This window comes from Pseudomonas sp. BW16M2, assembly GCF_014268865.1.
Lineage (GTDB): Bacteria > Pseudomonadota > Gammaproteobacteria > Pseudomonadales > Pseudomonadaceae > Aquipseudomonas > Aquipseudomonas peradeniyensis.
The window spans coordinates 113,960-132,770 of the sequence record NZ_JABWRI010000004.1; the positions used below are offsets into that span (position 1 = coordinate 113,960).

16 protein-coding genes are annotated in these 18,811 nt (G+C 66.2%); 8 read left to right on the plus strand and 8 right to left on the minus strand.

What is annotated here, in order from left to right:
• Positions 1-201: 201 nt before the first annotated feature.
• Positions 202-564 carry a hypothetical protein gene (locus tag HU735_RS05905; RefSeq protein WP_186712777.1) on the plus strand — a complete coding sequence of 121 codons (363 nt, stop codon included), beginning with the start codon at positions 202-204 and terminating at the stop codon, positions 562-564.
• 129 nt (positions 565-693) lie between these two features.
• Here the strand turns inward: HU735_RS05905 and HU735_RS05910 are convergent, their stop codons facing one another.
• Positions 694-2,241 carry a beta (1-6) glucans synthase gene (locus HU735_RS05910; protein ID WP_186712778.1) on the minus strand — a complete coding sequence of 516 codons (1,548 nt, stop codon included), beginning with the start codon at positions 2,239-2,241 and terminating at the stop codon, positions 694-696.
• Positions 2,242-2,458: 217 nt separating this feature from the next.
• Between HU735_RS05910 and HU735_RS05915 the strand changes: the two genes are divergently transcribed.
• The 3 genes from HU735_RS05915 to HU735_RS05925 all read left to right on the plus strand — a co-directional run bounded on the left by HU735_RS05915 (position 2,459) and on the right by HU735_RS05925 (position 5,531).
• Positions 2,459-3,319: a glycine betaine ABC transporter substrate-binding protein gene (locus HU735_RS05915; RefSeq protein ID WP_186712779.1), complete on the plus strand. Its 861-nt coding sequence runs from the start codon at positions 2,459-2,461 to the stop codon at positions 3,317-3,319.
• A gap of 239 nt (positions 3,320-3,558) precedes the next feature.
• Entirely contained in the window at positions 3,559-3,870 is a 312-nt protein-coding gene (locus HU735_RS05920) for a DUF485 domain-containing protein (protein WP_028690856.1), read from the plus strand.
• Positions 3,867-5,531, plus strand: a complete 1,665-nt coding sequence (locus HU735_RS05925; RefSeq protein WP_050704587.1) for a cation acetate symporter — start codon at positions 3,867-3,869, stop codon at positions 5,529-5,531. The genes HU735_RS05920 and HU735_RS05925 overlap by 4 nt, the downstream gene beginning before the upstream one ends.
• Before the next feature lie 77 nt (positions 5,532-5,608).
• On the opposite strand, the gene HU735_RS05930 is transcribed toward HU735_RS05925, so the two are convergent.
• Entirely contained in the window at positions 5,609-5,761 is a 153-nt protein-coding gene (locus HU735_RS05930; RefSeq protein WP_046854586.1) for a DUF3309 family protein, read from the minus strand.
• A gap of 202 nt (positions 5,762-5,963) precedes the next feature.
• On the opposite strand from HU735_RS05930, the gene HU735_RS05935 reads away from it, so the two are divergent.
• Positions 5,964-6,779 carry an SDR family oxidoreductase gene (locus tag HU735_RS05935; RefSeq protein ID WP_186712780.1) on the plus strand — a complete coding sequence of 272 codons (816 nt, stop codon included), beginning with the start codon at positions 5,964-5,966 and terminating at the stop codon, positions 6,777-6,779.
• A 124-nt stretch (positions 6,780-6,903) separates the two neighbouring features.
• Positions 6,904-7,089, plus strand: coding sequence for a carbon storage regulator (locus tag HU735_RS05940; RefSeq protein ID WP_050704589.1), 186 nt, complete (start codon positions 6,904-6,906; stop codon positions 7,087-7,089).
• 7 nt (positions 7,090-7,096) lie between these two features.
• On the opposite strand, the gene HU735_RS05945 is transcribed toward HU735_RS05940, so the two are convergent.
• From HU735_RS05945 to mnmC, 5 genes are all read right to left on the minus strand, one after another.
• Positions 7,097-7,324, minus strand: coding sequence for a YheU family protein (locus HU735_RS05945; protein ID WP_050704590.1), 228 nt, complete (start codon positions 7,322-7,324; stop codon positions 7,097-7,099).
• Positions 7,325-7,526: 202 nt separating this feature from the next.
• On the minus strand, positions 7,527-8,711 hold the full coding sequence (locus HU735_RS05950) for an osmoprotectant NAGGN system M42 family peptidase (RefSeq protein WP_186712781.1): 1,185 nt from the start codon (positions 8,709-8,711) through the stop codon (positions 7,527-7,529).
• A 90-nt stretch (positions 8,712-8,801) separates the two neighbouring features.
• Complete coding sequence (gene ngg, locus HU735_RS05955; protein ID WP_186712782.1) at positions 8,802-10,547, minus strand: N-acetylglutaminylglutamine synthetase; 1,746 nt, start codon at positions 10,545-10,547, stop codon at positions 8,802-8,804.
• A gap of 3 nt (positions 10,548-10,550) precedes the next feature.
• Positions 10,551-12,338: an N-acetylglutaminylglutamine amidotransferase gene (locus tag HU735_RS05960; protein WP_186712783.1), complete on the minus strand. Its 1,788-nt coding sequence runs from the start codon at positions 12,336-12,338 to the stop codon at positions 10,551-10,553.
• Between the two features lie 230 nt (positions 12,339-12,568).
• Positions 12,569-14,539: a bifunctional tRNA (5-methylaminomethyl-2-thiouridine)(34)-methyltransferase MnmD/FAD-dependent 5-carboxymethylaminomethyl-2-thiouridine(34) oxidoreductase MnmC gene (mnmC, locus tag HU735_RS05965; protein WP_186712784.1), complete on the minus strand. Its 1,971-nt coding sequence runs from the start codon at positions 14,537-14,539 to the stop codon at positions 12,569-12,571.
• A 135-nt stretch (positions 14,540-14,674) separates the two neighbouring features.
• Here mnmC and pap point away from each other — a divergent pair, with 135 nt between their 5' ends.
• Positions 14,675-16,168, plus strand: coding sequence for a polyphosphate:AMP phosphotransferase (gene pap, locus HU735_RS05970; RefSeq protein ID WP_186712785.1), 1,494 nt, complete (start codon positions 14,675-14,677; stop codon positions 16,166-16,168).
• Between the two features lie 160 nt (positions 16,169-16,328).
• Positions 16,329-17,282, plus strand: coding sequence for a DMT family transporter (locus HU735_RS05975; RefSeq protein WP_186712786.1), 954 nt, complete (start codon positions 16,329-16,331; stop codon positions 17,280-17,282).
• Positions 17,283-17,368: 86 nt separating this feature from the next.
• Here HU735_RS05975 and HU735_RS05980 read toward each other — a convergent pair whose 3' ends face one another.
• On the minus strand, positions 17,369-18,763 hold the full coding sequence (locus tag HU735_RS05980) for a class II fumarate hydratase (protein ID WP_050704597.1): 1,395 nt from the start codon (positions 18,761-18,763) through the stop codon (positions 17,369-17,371).
• Positions 18,764-18,811: the final 48 nt, after the last annotated feature.

Here is an 18,811-nt window from a genome sequence, read left to right on the forward strand (position 1 = left end):
AAACGCAAGGTCGTGCAATACGCAGGCTAGGACCACGGCATGTCGGACAAAGTTGCCCGTTGCCCTGTCGTTCGTCGCACAAGATGTTGCCGCGCCGGACAACGTTTGTCTTGTGCAACATAGCTGCAGGGCCATGATTTTGCCTTGTCTCGGCCCCTGGGCGATCATGCAACGTTTCGATTACCGCTATTGGAGATCCGCATGACGCGTTGGTGGCCGGTCGTTGCCCTGTTGCTGTTCCTGCCGCTGTGGCTCGCGGCCAGTTATGGCGTGCGTTATGGGCTGATGGAAGATGCCCGGTGGGTCGGGCTGTGCAGCGTGCCGGGGGAGGTTTGGCAATGCCAGGCGCGATCGCTGCTGGGCCTGGGGATACATTTCCAGATCATTGCATGGGGGGCATTGGGGTTGGCGTTGCTTTGCCAATTCGTGCCTGGCCGAGGTGGGTGGTGGCTGGCGGCGCTGGCGCTGCTGTTCGGGATCCCGGCGTTGGTGCTGTATACCGCCAGCATCGCGGTGTTTGCCGTGGTACTGGCGGGGTTGCGGCTGGTACGGCGTACGGCTTGAGGCCGTATCGCGGGGCAAGCCCGCTCCCACGCTCACACAAGGCGTTGGCCTCGACGTGGGGGCCCGCTCCCACGCTTACACAAGGCGTTAGCTTCAACGTGGGAGCGGGCTTGCCCCGCGATAGGGCCATCAGGCTTTGCGCAAGCTGCGCCACAACGCGCCAACCATCAACACGCTGACCACCGCCCAACCCCAGGCCTGTCGATTCGCCAACCCTTCCTGGAACAACTGCGGCGCCACCCCGGCCCCCACGATAAAGGCCAGCAACGCCACCTCCGCCCGCCGCGCCGGCACCGGCCGCAGCAGATAGACCACCGCCGGCAGCAGCAACGCCGCGCAGGGGAAGCTGCGATAGCGCGGGTCGAACACCATCGCCAGCATGCTCACCGCCGCTGCGAATCCGGCCGCCAGCAGCCATGTGCCGGCATGCTTTTCCAGCCAGGCGAACAACCGCTGGCGCCAGCCGTCTCGACGGGCCAGGGCCAGCGCGCCATGGGCCAGCACCAACAGGTTCAAGCCGGCCAGTGCAACCGCCCACAACCATTCCCCGGCAAAGCGGGCATTGGTGCGCATCAGTTCCCCCCACAGCGCCAGGCTGCCGGCACCCAGGGCCGCCAGCAACGGCAGCAGCAGGGCGGCGCGGCGGCTCGCCGGGCGCCCGGCCAGGGCCAGGGTCGCCAGCATCAGCAACACGCTGGCCAGCAACCACTGCGGCCACAGCGCCAGGTTGCTCACCGGCCCTTCGAGCACGCCCTTGTCCTGGCGGTCGGCATCGTACAGCCCCCAGTAGCCGCCCACGGCGCCTTCACTGGCGCGCTTCCAGGGCTGGTCGAAGGCCTCGATCAGGTTGTAGCGCCAGCCGTTGGCCTCGGCCAGGGCGACGAAGCCACGGATGAAACGCGCCTCGTTGACCCGGCTCGGTTCCGCCGTCTCGCGCTGGCGTCCTTCGCTGGGCCAGCCGGTCTCGCCGATCAGGACGTCCTTGGGCGCGAAGCGGTTGCCGAACACCTGGCGCACCTCGGCCACATGCGCCAGCGCCGCATCGATGCCACGCGGGTCGTCTTCCCAGTAGGGCAACAGATGGATGGTGAGGAAGTCCACCGCCGGTGCGATCTGCGGGTGTTGCAGCCAGAACTCCCAGACGTCGGCGTAGGTCACCGGCACTTTCACCTGGCTTTTCACTTTCTCGATCAGCCCGGCCAGGCGCTCGCCGGTGACTTCCTTGCGCAGCAGCGCCTCGTTGCCGACGATCACCGCGCTGACCACGTCGGGGTTGGCGTTGGCTGCGGCGATAAGCAGTTCGATTTCCTTGTCGGTGTCCACGGGGCTTGCATTGACCCAGGCGCCGAGCATCACTTTCAGGCCGTGTTTGCGGGCCAGCGCCGGGATGGCCTCGAGGCCGGTCATCGAATAGGTGCGGATGCACTGGAATCGCTCGCTCAGCAGCGCCAGGTCGGCGTCCATGCGCGCCGGGCGCAGGCGAAACGGCTGGTCGAGCGGCGACTGGTCCTTGTCGAACGGGGTGTAGGACGCGCACTGCAACTTGTGTGTCGGGCTCGCCGCATCGGGCAGCTGCACCGGCTTGCCGAGGCCGTACCAGAGCGCCCACAGCCCGATGAGGGCGAGCAGGCAGGCGAGCAGGTACGCAGGCAGGAACAGTCGGGTGTTACTGGGCATCGGGCGGTCCGTCGGCAAGCACAAAGGGCTAGATGATAGCCGCAAATGACCGGCGCCAAGCCTTTGGCATGCAAGGATCGCGCAGGCCGCTCGGGTGGCGTGACGTTAATGGCACAGTGCTGTCGCTGATCGTTCGCTGGAGGTCGCTGACAGAGCAGGTCGTGCGCGGGGGCAGGTCGATGATGCTCTCTCCAAGACCTGACGAGGGGATGCTTTGATGGCGACTTTTACAAGAGTACGACGTTTCCTGAGTGTGGGCGCCGCCCTGGTATTGACCATGAGCACTGCGCAGGCCATGGCCAAGGAAGTGAGCATCGGTTACGTGGATGGCTGGTCGGACAGCGTGGCCACCACCAACGTGGCCGCCGAGGTGATCAGGCAGAAGCTTGGCTACGACGTGAAGCTGCAGGCCGTGGCCACCGGGATCATGTGGCAGGGCGTGGCCACCGGCAAGCTCGACGCCATGCTCTCGGCCTGGCTGCCGGTGACCCATGGCGAGTACTGGGCCAAGAACAAGGACAACGTCGTCGACTACGGGCCGAACTTCAAGGACGCCAAGATCGGCCTGATCGTTCCCGAGTACGTCAAGGCCAACAGCATTACCGACCTCAAGACTGATACCAGCTTCAAGAACAAGATCGTCGGCATCGATGCCGGCTCCGGGGTCATGCTCAAGACCGAGCAGGCCATCAAGGACTACGACCTGACCGGCTACAAACTGACCGCCAGCTCCGGCGCGGCGATGACCGCCGAGCTGGGTCGCTCCTACGCCAAGAATCAATCGATCGCCGTGACCGGCTGGGTGCCGCACTGGATGTTCGCCAAGTGGAAGCTCAAGTTCCTCGAGGATCCCAAGGGCGTGTACGGCGCCGCCGAAACGGTCAACAGCATCGGCAGCAAGGAGCTGGCGAGCAAGGCGCCGGAAGTGGCCGAGTTCCTGAAGAAGTTCCAGTGGCAGTCCAAGGACGAGATCGGCGAGGTGATGCTGGCGATCCAGGAAGGCGCCAAGCCGGAGGCTGCGGCCAAGGACTGGGTGGCCAAGCATCCGGAGCGGGTCAAGGAGTGGACTGGCAAGTGATGGTTTGAAATGGGGCTGCTGTGCAGCCCTTTCGCCGGCAAGCCGGCTCCCACAGTGTCGGCGCAGATCCCCTGTGGGAGCCGGCTTGCCGGCGAAAAGGGCGCGCAGCGTCCCCAGGATTTGTTACCGATCTTGCAAAACACCGTTGCATCTAAGACTAAGGTCGTCTGGTTGGCGTCCAGCGGCAGCATAAAGTTGGAGTCGGGTTATCCCTACTCTGTGCTGCTAGGACAAAAACAATGAACGACAGCATTTACCAATCGATACAGAACAGTCCGCGCTTCAAGGAACTGGTCACCAAGCGCGAGCGCTTCGCCTGGATTCTCTCGGCGATCATGCTCGGCCTCTACTGCGCCTTCATCCTCCTCATCGCCTATGGCCCGCACGTGCTGGGCGCCAAGCTCAGCCCCGACTCGTCGATCACCTGGGGCATTCCCCTGGGCGTCGGCCTGATCGTCTCGGCCTTCGTGCTCACCGCGCTCTACGTGCGTCGCGCCAACGGCGAGTTCGATGAACTGAACAAGGCCATTCTCGAGGAGGCCAAGCAATGATCCGTCACGCCAAAACCCTGGCCGTCCTGGCCTGCGGTGCCTTCGCACCCGCCGTGTGGGCCGCCGATGCCCTGACCGGCGAGGTGCAGAAACAGCCGCTGAACGTCTCGGCGATCGCCATGTTCGTGGCCTTCGTCGCCTTCACCCTGGGCATTACCTACTGGGCCTCCAAACGCAACAAGTCGGCGGCCGACTACTACGCCGCCGGCGGCAAGATCACCGGCTTCCAGAACGGCCTGGCGATCGCCGGCGACTACATGTCGGCGGCCTCGTTCCTGGGTATTTCCGCGCTGGTGTTCACCTCGGGCTACGACGGCCTGATCTACTCCATCGGCTTCCTGGTCGGCTGGCCGATCATCCTGTTCCTGATCGCCGAGCGCCTGCGCAACCTGGGCAAGTACACCTTTGCCGACGTGGCCTCGTATCGCCTCGGGCAGAAGGAAATCCGCACCCTGTCGGCCTCGGGTTCGCTGGTGGTAGTGGCGTTCTACCTGATCGCGCAGATGGTCGGTGCCGGCAAGCTCATCGAGCTGCTGTTCGGCCTGGACTACCACGTGGCGGTGATCCTGGTGGGCATCCTGATGTGCCTGTACGTGCTGTTCGGCGGCATGCTGGCCACCACCTGGGTGCAGATCATCAAGGCGGTGCTGCTGCTGTCCGGTGCCAGCTTCATGGCGCTGATGGTGATGAAGCACGTGGGCTTCGACTTCAACACCCTGTTCTCCGAGGCGATCAAGGTGCACGCCAAGGGCGAGGCGATCATGAGCCCGGGCGGCCTGGTCAAGGACCCGATCTCGGCGTTCTCACTGGGTCTGGCACTGATGTTCGGCACCGCGGGCCTGCCGCACATCCTGATGCGCTTCTTCACCGTCAGCGACGCCAAGGAAGCGCGCAAGAGCGTGCTGTACGCCACCGGCTTCATCGGTTACTTCTACATCCTGACCTTCATCATCGGCTTCGGCGCGATCCTGCTGGTCAGCACCAACCCCGACTTCAAGGACGCCGCCGGCGCCCTGATCGGCGGCAACAACATGGCGGCGGTGCACCTGGCCGATGCCGTGGGTGGCAGCGTGTTCCTCGGCTTCATCTCGGCGGTGGCCTTCGCCACCATCCTGGCGGTGGTCGCCGGCCTGACCCTGGCCGGTGCCTCGGCGGTGTCCCATGACCTGTATGCCAGCGTCTGGCGCAAGGGCAAGGCCAACGACAAGGACGAGATCCGCGTGTCGAAGATCACCACCATCGCCCTGGGCGTGCTGGCGATCGGCTTAGGGATTCTGTTCGAGAAGCAGAACATCGCCTTCATGGTCGGCCTGGCCTTCTCCATTGCCGCCAGCTGCAACTTCCCGGTGCTGCTGCTCTCGATGTACTGGAAGAAACTGACCACCCGCGGCGCCATGATCGGCGGCTGGATGGGCCTGGTCAGCGCGGTGGGCCTGATGATCCTCGGCCCGACCATCTGGGTGCAGATCCTCGGTCACGAGAAAGCCATCTACCCGTACGAGTACCCGGCGCTGTTCTCGATGATCATCGCCTTCGCCGGCATCTGGTTCTTCTCGGTCACCGACAAGTCCAAGGCTGCCGAGAACGAGCGCGCGCTGTTCTTCCCGCAGTTCGTCCGTTCGCAGACCGGCCTTGGCGCCAGCGGGGCGGTTTCCCACTGATCCTGGTTGCTGTCTGAACGACGCCCCGGCTTGCCGGGGCGTTTTCGTTCAACAGGGAGTCAGCTGCAATGGCTGGCTCATATCCGACCGAGCAGCAACAGGATCAACAACACTACCAGCACCACGCCGATGATGCCGGAAGGACCGTAGCCCCAGCTGCGCGAGTGCGGGAAGACCGGCAAGCCACCGATCAGCAGCAGGATCAGGATGATGATGAGGATCGTGGTCATGGTGGAGTCCTTGCGTGGTTGAGGGTCAAGGGCCTCGGAATGCTGGGCGCTTACTGTTCCGACTGTGGGCGGTGGGCAAAGATTCCATCGGCTGTGCCGGCCCCGGGTGGATGGATCCTCATTCAGCATTCTGATGCTGCACCGCTGTGGCCCGCGTTCTGGCTAGACTCCAGGCCAATCCCACTGTTCAAGGCAGCTGACCATGCACAACCGAATGATGATCACTGGCGCAGGCTCCGGCCTCGGCCGCGAGATCGCCCTGCGCTGGGCCCGTGATGGCTGGCGCCTGGCCTTGGCCGATGTCAATGAAGCGGGCCTGCGCGAGACCCTGGAGCTGGTGCGCGGTGCTGGCGGTGAAGGCTTCATCCAGCGCTGCGACGTGCGCGACTACAGCCAGCTCACCGCCCTGGCCCAGGCCTGCGAGGAGAAGTTCGGCGGCATCGATGTGATCGTCAACAATGCCGGGGTGGCTTCCGGCGGATTCTTCGCCGATTTGTCCCTGGAGGACTGGGACTGGCAGATCGCGGTCAACCTGATGGGCGTGGTCAAGGGCTGCAAGGCCTTCCTGCCGCTGCTCGAGCGCAGCCGCGGGCGGATCATCAACATTGCCTCCATGGCCGCCCTGATGCAGGGGCCGGGCATGAGCAACTACAACGTGGCCAAGGCCGGGGTGCTGGCCTTGTCCGAGAGTCTGCTGGTGGAGCTGCGTCAGGTCGAGGTGGCGGTGCACGTGGTGTGCCCGTCGTTCTTCCAGACCAACCTGCTCGACTCGTTCCGCGGGCCGGATCCGGCGATGAAGGCGCAGGTAGGCAAACTGCTGGAAGGCTCTCCGATCAATGCCGCCGATATCGCCGAGCACATCTATCAACGGGTCGCCGCCGGCGAGTTCCTGATCCTGCCCCATGAAGCCGGGCGCCAGGCCTGGCAGCTCAAATGCCAGGCGCCTCAGCGGCTGTACGACGAGATGGCGGACATGGCGGTGAAAATGCGGGCGAAGGCACGCAAAACCGCACATTGAGGGAAGTTTCTGTAGGTTTTTTTACCCTCGCCGGTAGGTTATGTCTATTTATCCGAAGAAGGATTGAGTAGGCCAAAGCTGGCGGGGCAGTCTCCGATTTTCCATTGAGCGGGAGGATCGGAGCATGCTGGTAATCGGACGAGAAGTGGGCGAGGTTATCGTCATTGCCGAAAACATCAGGATCCAGGTGATGTCCGTGGAGAACGGCCAGGTCCGTTTCGGTATTTGCGCGCCGCGCGAGGTGGAGGTGCACCGGGTCGAGGTGTACAAGCGCATCAAGGCACTGGAGCTGGAGAAGCAACAAGCTTGAAGGCCTGCTACTCGAACAACTCCTGCGGAACCTCATGCTTGGCCAGCAACTGGCACTGCTGGCTGTCCATGTCGAACAGGATGAACGCCTGCCCCTTGGCCAGGGCCTGGCGCACCCGCAACACGCGGGTTTCCAGCGGCGTGTCATCGCCGTTGTCGGTGCCGTCGCGGGTGACGAAGTCTTCGATCAGGCGGGTCAGGGTTTCGGCTTCGAGTTGGTCGTAGGGGATCAGCATGGTATGGGCGGCGGTTGTGGGAATGGGGGCATGCTACGTGAATTTGCGGTGCGATGCGCCCACTCCCCTGTAGGAGCGGCCTTGTGTCGCGAACGGGCCGCAAAGCGGCCCCGGCAATCTTTGCGTGAACGCTGAAATCCTGGGGCCGCTCTGCGACCCGTTCGCGACACAAGGCCGCTCCTACAGGAGTAGGCGTATGAGCTTAGCCTTTGTTGCCCACCAAGCTGTCCACCGCCGGCACACGGGTGTCGCTTTCCATCTGCGCGTCGTGTTCCAGCTGGTGGCTGAAGCGCTCCAGTGAGGCATTGGCCGGCTGCGAGTCGCTGGCGAACACCGGCGGGCTGAGCAGGTAGGCGCCGAGCAGCCGGCTGAGCGCCGCCAGGCTGTCGATATGGGTGCGCTCGTAGCCATGGGTGGCATCGCAGCCGAAGGCCACCAGGGCGGTGCGGATATCGTGCCCGGCGGTCACCGCCGAATGGGCGTCGCTGAAGTAGTAGCGGAACAGGTCGCGGCGTACCGGCAAATCAGCATCGCCAGCCAGCTTCAGCAAGTGGCGCGACAGGTGATAGTCGTAGGGGCCGGAGGAATCCTGCATGGCCACGCTCACCGCGTGCTCGCTGGATGCCTGCCCCGGCGCCACCGGGGCGATGTCGATGCCGACGAACTCACTCACGTCCCAGGGCAGGGCGGCCGCAGCGCCCGAGCCGGTCTCCTCGGTGATGGTAAACAAGGGGTGGCAGTCGATCAGTGGCTGGCGGCCGCTTTCCACCACGGCCTTGAGCGCCGCCAGCAAGGCCGCCACGCCGGCCTTGTCGTCCAGGTGGCGGGCGCTGATATGGCCGCTTTCGGTGAACTCCGGCAACGGGTCGAAGGCGACGCAATCACCGATGGCGATCCCCAGCGCCTCGCAGTCGGCGCGGGTGGCGCAGTAGGCGTCCAGGCGCACTTCCACGTGTTCCCAGCTGATCGGCATCTGGTCGATGGCGGTGTTGAAGGCGTGCCCGCTGGCCATCAGCGGCAGCACGCTGCCGCGGTACACGCCGGTATCGGTGAACACGCTGACCCGGCTGCCCTCGGCGAAACGGCTCGACCAGCAACCCACCGGCGCCAGGGCCAGGCGACCGTTGTCCTGCAACTGGCGCACGCTAGCGCCGATGGTGTCCAGGTGCGCCGAGACGGCGCGGTCGGGCGAGCTCTGGCGGCCCTTGAGGGTGGCGCGGATGGTGCCGCGACGGGTCAGCTCGAAGGGGATGCCCAGTTCGTCCAGGCGCTCGGCGACATAGCGCACGATAGTGTCGGTGAAACCGGTGGGGCTGGGGATGGCGAGCATCTCCAGCAGTACACGTTTGAGGTAGTCGAGATCGGGTTCGGGGTGTTTCGCAGACATCAGGATTACTCCTTTGATTCGAGGGCCTCATCGCGGGGCAAGCCCGCTCCCACGTGGTTGCGTGGGAGCGGGCTTGCCCCGCGATAGATTTCAGGCCAAAGCCCGGCTATGCGGGAACAGCAGGTCGACGAAGCGCTCGGCCGTAGGCTGCGGTTCATGATTGGCCAACCCCGCACGCTCGTTGGCCTCGATGATCACGTAGTCCGGGTGCTCGGCATCGCGGACCATCAAATCCAGGCCCACCACCGGGATCTCCAGGGCGCGGGCGGCGCGCACGGCGGCATCGGCCAGCACCGGGTGCAGGCGCGCGGTGACATCCTCCAGGGTGCCGCCAGTGTGCAGGTTGGCGGTGCGGCGCACGGCCAGCCGCTGCCCGGCGGGCAGTATGTCGTCGTAGCCCAGCCCCGCGTCCTTGAGCGTGCGCTCGGTTTCTTCGTCCAGCGGGATACGGCTCTCGCCGCCCGTGGCCAGCTGGCGGCGCCGGCTCTGGGCCTCGATCAGTGCGCGCAGGCTGTGCCTGCCGTCGCCGATCACCTGAGCTGGATGACGGATCGCCGCGGCCACCACCTCGTAGCCGATCACCACGATGCGCAGGTCGACGCCTGCATGGAAGCTCTCCAGCAGCACGCGGCTGTCGAAGGCGCGGGCTTGCTCCACGGCATGGCTCAGCGCTTCGAGGGTGGTGATGTTGACCGCCACCCCCTGACCCTGCTCGCCATCCACCGGCTTGACCACTACCGCGCCATGCTCGTCGAGGAACGCCTGGTTGTCATCGAGGCTCCCCGCCAGTTGCTGCGCCGGTACCTGCAGGCCAGCGTTGTGCAGGGCCTGGCGGGTCAGGCGCTTGTCCTGGCAGAGGGTCATGGTCACTGCGCTGGTCAGGTCGCTCAACGATTCGCGACAGCGGATGCGCCGTCCGCCCAGGCTCAGGGTGAACAGCCCGGCATCGGCGTCATCCACCTGGACCTCGATGCCTCGGCGCAGCGCTTCGTCGACGATGATCCGCGCATAGGGATTGAGCCCTGCCTCGGGGCCGGGGCCGAGGAACAACGGCTGGTTGATGCCGTTCTTGCGCTTGATGGCGAAGGTCGGCAGGGTGCGGAACCCAAGCTTCTTGTACAGCCGCTTGGCCTGGCGGTTGTCGTGCAGCACCGACAGGTCGAGGCAGGCCAGGCCACGGCTCATGAAGTGTTCGATCAGGTGGCGCACCAGCACTTCGCCGACGCCCGGGCGGGTGCAGTGCGGGTCCACCGCCAGGCACCACAGGCTGCAACCGTGCTCGGGGTCGTCGAAGGCCTTGCCGTGGTCCAGGCCCATGACACTGCCGATCACCGCGTGGCTGTCTTCGTCCTCGGCCAGCCAGTACACCGGCCCGCCGAGGTGGCGCGGGGTGAGCAGCTCGGGATCGACCGGCAGCATGCCGCGGGCCTGGTACAGCGCATTGATCGCCTGCCAGTCCGCCGCACCTTGCGCCCGGCGAATGCGAAATCCGCGGAACACGCGCTGCGCCGGCCGGTAGTCGGTGAACCACAGGCGCAGGGTGTCCGACGGATCGAGGAACAGTTGCTGCGGCGCCTGGGCCAGTACCTGCTGCGGCGCGGCAACGTACAGGGCGATGTCGCGCTCGCCGGCCTGTTCTTGCAGCAGCGCGTCGGCCAGGCTGAGCGGATCGGGGTAGGTATGCCCAATCAGCAGCCGTCCCCAGCCACAATGCACGGCCCTCGGCTGGTCGTGGGGCTCGCTGCCGTCGCCGGCCAGGCGTGCCTGCAGACGCTCGTAGGATGGCGCCTGGCCGCGCAGCAGGCGCTGGCCATAGGCGATCTCGTGGGCTTTCATCGGTCAGATTCCTTGTTCGCTGAGCCACAGGTTCAGGGCTGCCAGCTGCCACAGCTTGGAGCCGCGCAGCGGGGTGAGCTGGCCGTGGGGGGTGCTCAGCAGGCGGTCGAGCATGGCCGGGTCGAACAGCCCGCGATCCTGGCTGGGGTCGGTCAGCAGCTCGCGCACCCAGTCCAGGGTGGCGCCTTGCAGGTGCTTGAGGCCGGGCACCGGGAAGTAGCCCTTCTTGCGGTCGATCACCTCGTGTGGGATGACCCGGCGCGCCGCCTGCTTGAGCACCTGCTTGCCGCCGTCGGGCAGCTTGAAGCGCGCCGGGATGCGCGCCGACAGCTCCACCAGGCGGTAGTCGAGGAACGGCGTGCGCGCCTCCAGGCCCCAGGCCATGGTCATGTTGTCTACCCGCTTGACCGGGTCGTCCACCAGCATCACCGTGCTGTCCAGGCGCAAGGCCTTGTCCACCGCGTCCGGCGCGCCGGGGCGGGCGAAGTGCTCGCGGACGAAGTCGCCGGCCGCGTCGTTGTCCAGGCGCCACGGCGTCTGCACGGTGTCGCGGTATTCGGCGTGGCTGCGGTCGAAGAACGCCTCGCGATAGGCAGCGAAGGCATCCTCGGCGCCGTTCACCTGCGGGTACCAGTGGTAGCCGGCGAACAGCTCGTCGGCGCCCTGGCCGCTCTGCACACCCTTGCAGTGCTTGGCCACCTCCCGCGAGAGCAGGTAGAAGGCGATGCAGTCATGGCTGACCATCGGCTCGCTCATGGCGCGGAAGGCCGCTGGCAACTGCTCGATGATCTCGTGCTCGGCAATGCGCAGCTTGTGGTGGCGGGTGTGGTAGTGCCTGGCGATCAGGTCGGAATACTGGAACTCGTCACCGCGCTCGCCGCCAGCGTCCTCGAAGCCGATGGAGAAGGTCGACAGGTCGTCCACCCCGGCCTCGCGCAGCAGGCCGACCAGCAGGCTGGAGTCGACGCCGCCGGAGAGCAGCACGCCGACATCCACCGCAGCGCGCTGGCGGATCGCCACGGCGTCGCGGGTGGCGTCGAGCACGCGGCTGGTCCAGCCTTCCAGGTCGAGCTCGCGCTCGTCCGGGTTCGGGCCGTAGTGCAGTTGCCACCAGGTCTGGCGCTCGACCTCGCCATGGCGGTCGATGCGCATCCAGGTGCCAGGCTCGAGCTTCTGCACATTGGCAAGCAGGGTGCGCGGCGCCGGTACCACAGCGTGGAAATTCAGGTAGTGGTTCAGTGCCACCGGGTCGATCATCGGGTCGATATCACCGCCGTTGAGCAGCGCCGGCAAGGTCGAGGCGAAGCGCAGGCGCTCGCCGTTGCGCGACAGGTACAGGGGCTTGACCCCCAGACGGTCGCGGGCCAGGAACAGGCGCTGGCTGTCGCGCTCCCAGATGGCCAGGGCGAACATGCCATTGAGCTTGGGCAGCAACGCCGCGCCCCAGGCGTGGTAGCCCTTGAGCAGTACCTCGGTGTCGCCGTCGGACCAGAAGCTGTAGCCCAGGGCCTGCAGCTCCTCGCGCAGCTCGGGGAAGTTGTAGATGGCGCCGTTGAAGGCCAGCGCCAGGCCCAGGGTGCTGTCGACCATGGGCTGGGCCGAGCCGTCGGACAGGTCCATGATCTTCAGACGCCGGTGGCCGAGGGCGATCGGGCCCTGGCTATGGAAGCCCCAGGCGTCGGGGCCGCGGGGCGCCAGGTGGTGGGTAATGCGCTCCACCGCGGCGAGGTCCGCCGGGCGTGGGGCTTGGTTGATGGGGGTGAAACGTAACTCTCCTGCTAATCCGCACATAAGTCCTTACCGGTTTTGCCGTTGGGGAGGTGTGCCGCGAAGGTGGGCACTTAGGTAGGGACCGGGGTGGGTTGAGAGAGTTTTAGATCGATCTGTTATATAGGGCGAATGGCCCTCGGGACCGCGTTGCGGTCCTTTCGCCGGCAAGCCGGCTCCCACAGACGCTCGTGATGTTCCTGTGGGAGCCGGCTTGCCGGCGAAAGGGGCGCAACGCGCCCCCGGCGATATTGCTACTTGCCGCGAATCAGCCGGCGCAGCGCGAAACGGTTGGGGTGGCAGGCCTCGGCCACCGCCCTGGGCAGCGGCAAGGGTTCGCCGCTGGCCCATGCGGCGATCAGTTCGCCCGACAATGGCGCGGTGATCAACCCCCGCGAGCCATGCCCGCTGTTCACATACAGCCCATCCAGCCACGGGCAGGCCACCTCGGGTACCTGCCGCGCATCCTTGGCCAACATGGCGTAGGCCTGGTTGAACGCCTCGGCATCGGCCAGCGGCCCGACGATGGGCAGGTAGTCGGGGCTGGTGCAACGGAACGCCGCGCGACCTTCCAGTTGCTCGACATCGAGCTTGCCGACGGCCAATCGCTCGGCCAGGTCCGTGGATATCTCGTCCAGCATTGCCAGGTTGCCCTGGTGCTCGGCTACGGTCGGTGTGGTGTCCTGGCTGTGGAAGTCGAAGCTGGCGCCCAAGGTGTGCTCATCGCCACGGGGCGGCGCCACATAGCCTTCGGCGCACACCACCGTGCGCAGTTCCCGGCTGGCCACGGTGGCCGGCAGGCGGGTGATCTGCCCGCGAATGCGCTTGAGCGGCAGCCCGGCGCAGGCCGGGAAATCACGGACTTCGGCAGCTCCGGCCAGCACCACCAGCGGCGCGCTGGCCAACAGGTGCTCGCCGTCCCAGGCCTGCCACAGGCCGTCGGCCTTGCGCAGCGCGATGACGTTGGCATGGCCGAGCAGGCGGATGCGCGGATGGTCCAGCTGAGCCTGGCACAGCGCGGGTGGGTGCACCCAGCCACCCTCGGGGTAGAACAGGCCGCCGCTGGCCAGCGCCACGCCCGCCACGGCTTCGGCCTGCACGCGGTCGAGCTGGCGCAGCAGGCTATTGTCGAAGGCGCTCGCCAGCTTGGCCTGGCGTTCGCCTTCCTTGTCGTCGAAGGCCAGTTGCAGCACGCCGCAGGCGTCCCAGTCCTGGCCGCGTTGCAGGTGCTCAAGCCAGCGACGGGTGTAGCCGAAGCCGGAAAGGATCATCTGCGACAGGGCGGTGCCGTGGGCGGACAGCTTGAGGTAAAGCACGCCCTGTGGGTTGCCCGAGGCCTCCTGGGCCGGCCCGTGGTGACGCTCCAGCACGCTGACCTGCCAACCCCGGGCCGCCAGGCTGCGCGCCGTGGCGCTGCCCGCCAGGCCGGCACCGATCACCAGCGCCTCGCGTGGCCCCGGCAAGGGCGCCGGGCGTGCGTACCAGGGCGCCGCGGGGGCGGCTGGCGCGCCGCTGTAGACGCCGTGCATCACCTCCCACTTCTTGCCGATACCGGGCACCTTCTTCATGGTGAAACCGGCCTCGATCAGCGACCTGCGGACCCAGCCGGTGGTGGTGAAGGTGCCGAGGGTGGTGCCGGGATACGACAGCCGCGCCAGCTGGGCGAACAGCTCCGGCGTCCACATGTCGGGGTTCTTCGCCGGGGCGAAGCCGTCGAGGAACCAGGCGTCGATGCGCGCGTCCAGTTGCGGCAGTTGCTCCAGCGCATCGCCGATCATCAGGGTGAGGGTGACGCGGCCATCATCGAGGCTCAGTTGCTGGAAACCCGGATGGATCGCCACGTACTGATCGAGCAGGGGCCGGGTGAACGCCGTCAGCGCCGGCCACAGTTGCATGGCGCGCTCCAGGTCGTCGCGGCTCAGTGGGTACTTTTCCACGCTGACGAAGTGCAGGCGCGCCTCGGCGTGGGCCAGCTCGGCGAACAGCTGCCAGGCGCAGAAGAAGTTCATGCCGGTGCCAAAGCCCGTTTCCCCGATCACCAGGCAGTCTCGCGGCGCCAGCTCGGCGAAGCGCTGGCGCAGGTGGTTCTGCTCGATGAACACGTGCAGGGTCTCGTCGATGCCTTCGTTGACGGCGAAATAGACATCGTCGTATTGCCGGGAGTGGGGGCGGCCCTGGTCGTCCCAGTCGATCTGGGCGTGCTGGGGGAGGGTGGTGTCGGACATGGTCGGCTCGGTTGCAGCGGATCACGGATTTTAAGCGATCCGCGCGGCAAGTGTCGGCCTTATCGCACGGCGCGACAGGATCGATACGGATGGCGCAAATCCGCTAATCTTGCTTATCCATTGAAGGAGCCCTCCATGTTCGAATCCGCCGAAATCGGTCACAGCATCGACAAGGACACCTACGAAGCGGAAGTCCCCGCCCTGCGCGAGGCGCTGCTCGAAGCCCAGTACGAACTCAAGCAGCAGGCGCGCTTCCCGGTGATCGTGCTGATCAACGGCATCGAGGGTGCCGGCAAGGGCGAGACGGTCAAGCTGCTCAACGAGTGGATGGATCCGCGGCTGATCGAAGTGCGCACCTTCGACCAGCAGACCGACGAGGAACTGGCCCGGCCACCGGCCTGGCGCTACTGGCGGGCGCTGCCGCCGAAGGGGCGCATGGGCGTGTTCTTCGGCAACTGGTACAGCCAGATGCTCGAAGGCCGCGTGCATGGCCAGTTCAAGGATGCCGTGCTCGACCAGGCCATCGCCGGCGCCGAGCGCCTGGAGCAGATGCTCTGCGACGAAGGCGCGCTGATCATCAAGTTCTGGTTCCACCTGTCCAAGAAACAGATGAAGGCGCGGCTCAAGGCGCTCAAGGAAGACCCGCTGCACAACTGGCGCATCAGCCCGCTAGACTGGCAGCAGTCGGAAACCTACGACCGCTTCGTGCGTTTCGGCGAACGGGTGCTGCGCCGCACCAGCCGCGACTACGCGCCCTGGCATGTGATCGAGGGCGTCGACCCGCATTACCGCAGCCTGGCGGTGGGGCGCATCCTGCTGGAGAGCCTGCAGGCGGCCCTGGCCAACAACCCCAAGGGCAAGCATCAGGGCAACGTCGCGCCACTGGGGCGTAGCATCGACCAGAAGAGCCTGCTCGGCGCCCTGGACATGACCCTGCGCCTGGACAAGCACGACTACCAGGAACAGCTGGTCACCGAACAGGCGCGCCTGGCCGGCCTGCTGCGCGACAAGCGCATGCGCCGCCATGCCCTGGTGGCGGTGTTCGAAGGCAACGACGCAGCCGGCAAGGGCGGGGCGATCCGTCGCGTGGCGGCGGCGCTGGACCCGCGCCAGTACCGCATCGTGCCGATTGCCGCGCCCACCGAGGAAGAGCGTGCGCAGCCGTACCTGTGGCGGTTCTGGCGGCACATTCCGGCGCGGGGCAAGTTCACCATCTTCGACCGCTCCTGGTATGGCCGGGTGCTGGTGGAGCGGGTCGAGGGTTTCTGCAGCCCGGCGGACTGGATGCGCGCCTATGGCGAGATCAATGATTTCGAGGAGCAACTGAGCAACGCCGGGGTGGTGGTGGTCAAGTTCTGGCTGGCCATCGACCAGCAGACCCAGCTGGAGCGTTTCGAGGAGCGCGAGCAGATCCCGTTCAAGCGCTACAAGATCACCGAGGAAGACTGGCGCAACCGTGACAAGTGGGACGTCTATTCCGAGGCGGTGGGCGACATGGTCGACCGCACCAGCACCGAGATCGCGCCGTGGACCCTGGTGGAGGCCAACGACAAGCGCTGGGCGCGGGTGAAGGTGTTGCGCACCATCAACCAGGCGCTGGAGGCAGCGTTCGCCAAGGACAAGAAGTAAGCGAGTTCGTGGGAGCGGCGCACCGCCGCTTCCACGAGAACCCGCCCACGCGTTGAGCATGCATCCAGGGAATGACCTGATGAAATCTTTTCCCGCCACATCCTCCCCGGCAAGCCTTTAGACTGCACCTTCCCCCACCAAGGCCCGACTCGAGGACACCATGCACATTTCTTCCGGACGCTGGGTCCAGGGCCTTCTGCTGGCGCTGTTGACTGCCTTTCTCTGGGGCATCCTGCCGATCAAGCTCAAGCAGGTGCTGCAGGTGATGGATCCGGTGACCGTCACCTGGTACCGCCTGAGCGTTTCCGGCGGCCTGTTGTTCGCCTGGCTGGCGGCCAATCGGCGGCTGCCTTCGTTCAGCCGTCTCGGGATGAAGGGCAAGGGCCTGGTGGCCGTCGCGGTGGCCGGCCTGGTCGGCAACTATGTGCTGTACCTGGTCGGCCTCAACCTGCTCAGCCCTGGCACCGCGCAACTGGTGGTGCAGCTGGGGCCGGTGCTGTTGCTGGTGGCCAGCGTGTTCGTGTTCAAGGAGCGTTTCAGCCTGGGGCAGGGCCTGGGCCTGCTGGTGCTGCTGATGGGCTTCGGGCTGTTCTTCAACCAGCGCCTGGAAGAGCTGCTCACTTCGCTCGGCACCTACACCACCGGCGTGCTGACCATCATCCTGGCGACTAGCATCTGGGTATTCTATGCCCTGAGCCAGAAGCAGCTGCTGACGGTGTGGAACTCGCAGCAGGTGATGATGGTGATCTACCTGTGCTGCGCGCTGCTGCTCACGCCCTGGGTGCATCCGCTTGAGGCGTTGCAGCTCAGCCCGTTGCAGGGCTGGTTGCTGCTGGCCTGCTGCCTGAACACGTTGGTGGCCTATGGCGCGTTCGCCGAGGCGCTGGCGCATTGGGAGGCCTCGCGGGTCAGCGCGACCCTGGCGCTGACGCCGCTGGTGACATTCGTCGCGGTGGCGCTGGCGGCCTGGCTGTGGCCGGATTACGTGCATGCCGAGCAGATCAATGGCCTGGGCTATGTCGGGGCGGTGACGGTGGTGCTGGGGTCGGCGTTGGTGGCGTTGGGGCCGTCGCTGATCGCTGGGTGGAAGATACGTCGGGTGCGGGTTGATTGATAATTTCATCGCGGGGCAAGCCCGCTCCCACGCTGCGTTTGGTGGCTGGCGTGGGAGCGGGCTTGCCCCGCGATGAGGCCACCGGATCAGCCCTTGCCGCCAGGCGCCAGCATGTTTTCCGGCCTTACCCACTGGTCGAACTGCTCGTTGGTCAGGTACTTCAGCTCCAGCGCCGCCTCGCGCAGGGTCTTGCCCTCGCTGTAGGCCTTCTTGGCGATTTCCGCCGCCTTGTCATAGCCGATGTGCGGGTTCAACGCCGTCACCAGCATCAGCCCGCGCTCCAGGTGCGCGGCCATCTGCCCGGCATCCGGCTCGATACCGGCCACGCAGTGCTGCTGGAAGTTGCGACAGCCATCGGCCAGCAGCTCGATCGACTGCAGCAGGTTGTGGATGATCACCGGCTTGAACACGTTCAACTGCAGGTGGCCCTGGCTTGCGGCAAAGCCGATCGCCGCGTCGTTGCCCAGCACCTGGCAGGCCAGCATCGACAACGCCTCGCACTGGGTCGGGTTGACCTTGCCAGGCATGATCGAGCTGCCCGGCTCGTTGGCCGGCAGGCGTACCTCGGCAAGCCCCGCGCGCGGGCCGGAGCCCAGCAGGCGCAGGTCGTTGGCGATCTTCATCAGGGCCACGGCCAGGGTCTTCAGCGCGCCAGCCAGGCTGGTCAGCGGCTCGTGGCCGGCGAGGGCGGCGAACTTGTTCGGCGCGGTGACGAACGGCAGGCCGGACAGCGCCGCCAGCTCCGCGGCGATGGCTTCGGCGAAACCGTGCGGGGCGTTGAGGCCGGTGCCCACGGCGGTGCCGCCCTGGGCCAGCTCGCAGACCGCCGGCAGCGTCGCGCGGATGGCGCGCTGGGCGTAGTCGAGCTGGGCGACGAAGGCCGAGACCTCCTGGCCGAAGGTGATGGGCGTGGCGTCCATCATGTGCGTGCGCCCGGTCTTGACCAGGTGCGTGTGGCGCGCCGACAGCTCGGCCAGCCCCGCCGACAGCTCGGCGATCGCCGGCAGCAGCTTGTCGTGCACGGCCTGGGCCGCGGCGATGTGCATGGCGGTGGGGAAGCAGTCGTTGGAGCTCTGCGAGCGGTTGACGTGATCGTTGGGGTGCACCGGCAGCTTGCCGCCGCGACCCTTGCCGGCCAGCTCGTTGGCGCGCCCGGCGATCACTTCGTTGACGTTCATGTTGCTCTGGGTGCCGCTGCCGGTCTGCCACACCACCAGCGGGAACTGGTCATCGTGGTCGCCGGCAAGCACTTCGTCGGCGGCCTGCTCGATCAGCCGGGCGATGTCGGCGGGCAGGTCGCCGTTGCGGTCGTTGACCCGGGCAGCGGCTTTCTTGACCAGTGCCAGGGCGTGTAGCACCGCGAGCGGCATGCGCTCCTTGCCGATGGCGAAGTTGATCAGCGAACGCTGGGTCTGCGCACCCCAGTAGGCGTCCTCTGGAACTTCGACCGGGCCCAGGCTGTCTGTCTCGATACGGCTCATGCTGCGCTCACTCCTTTGTAGTCCGAAATCGCAGTTTAGGCCCTGATT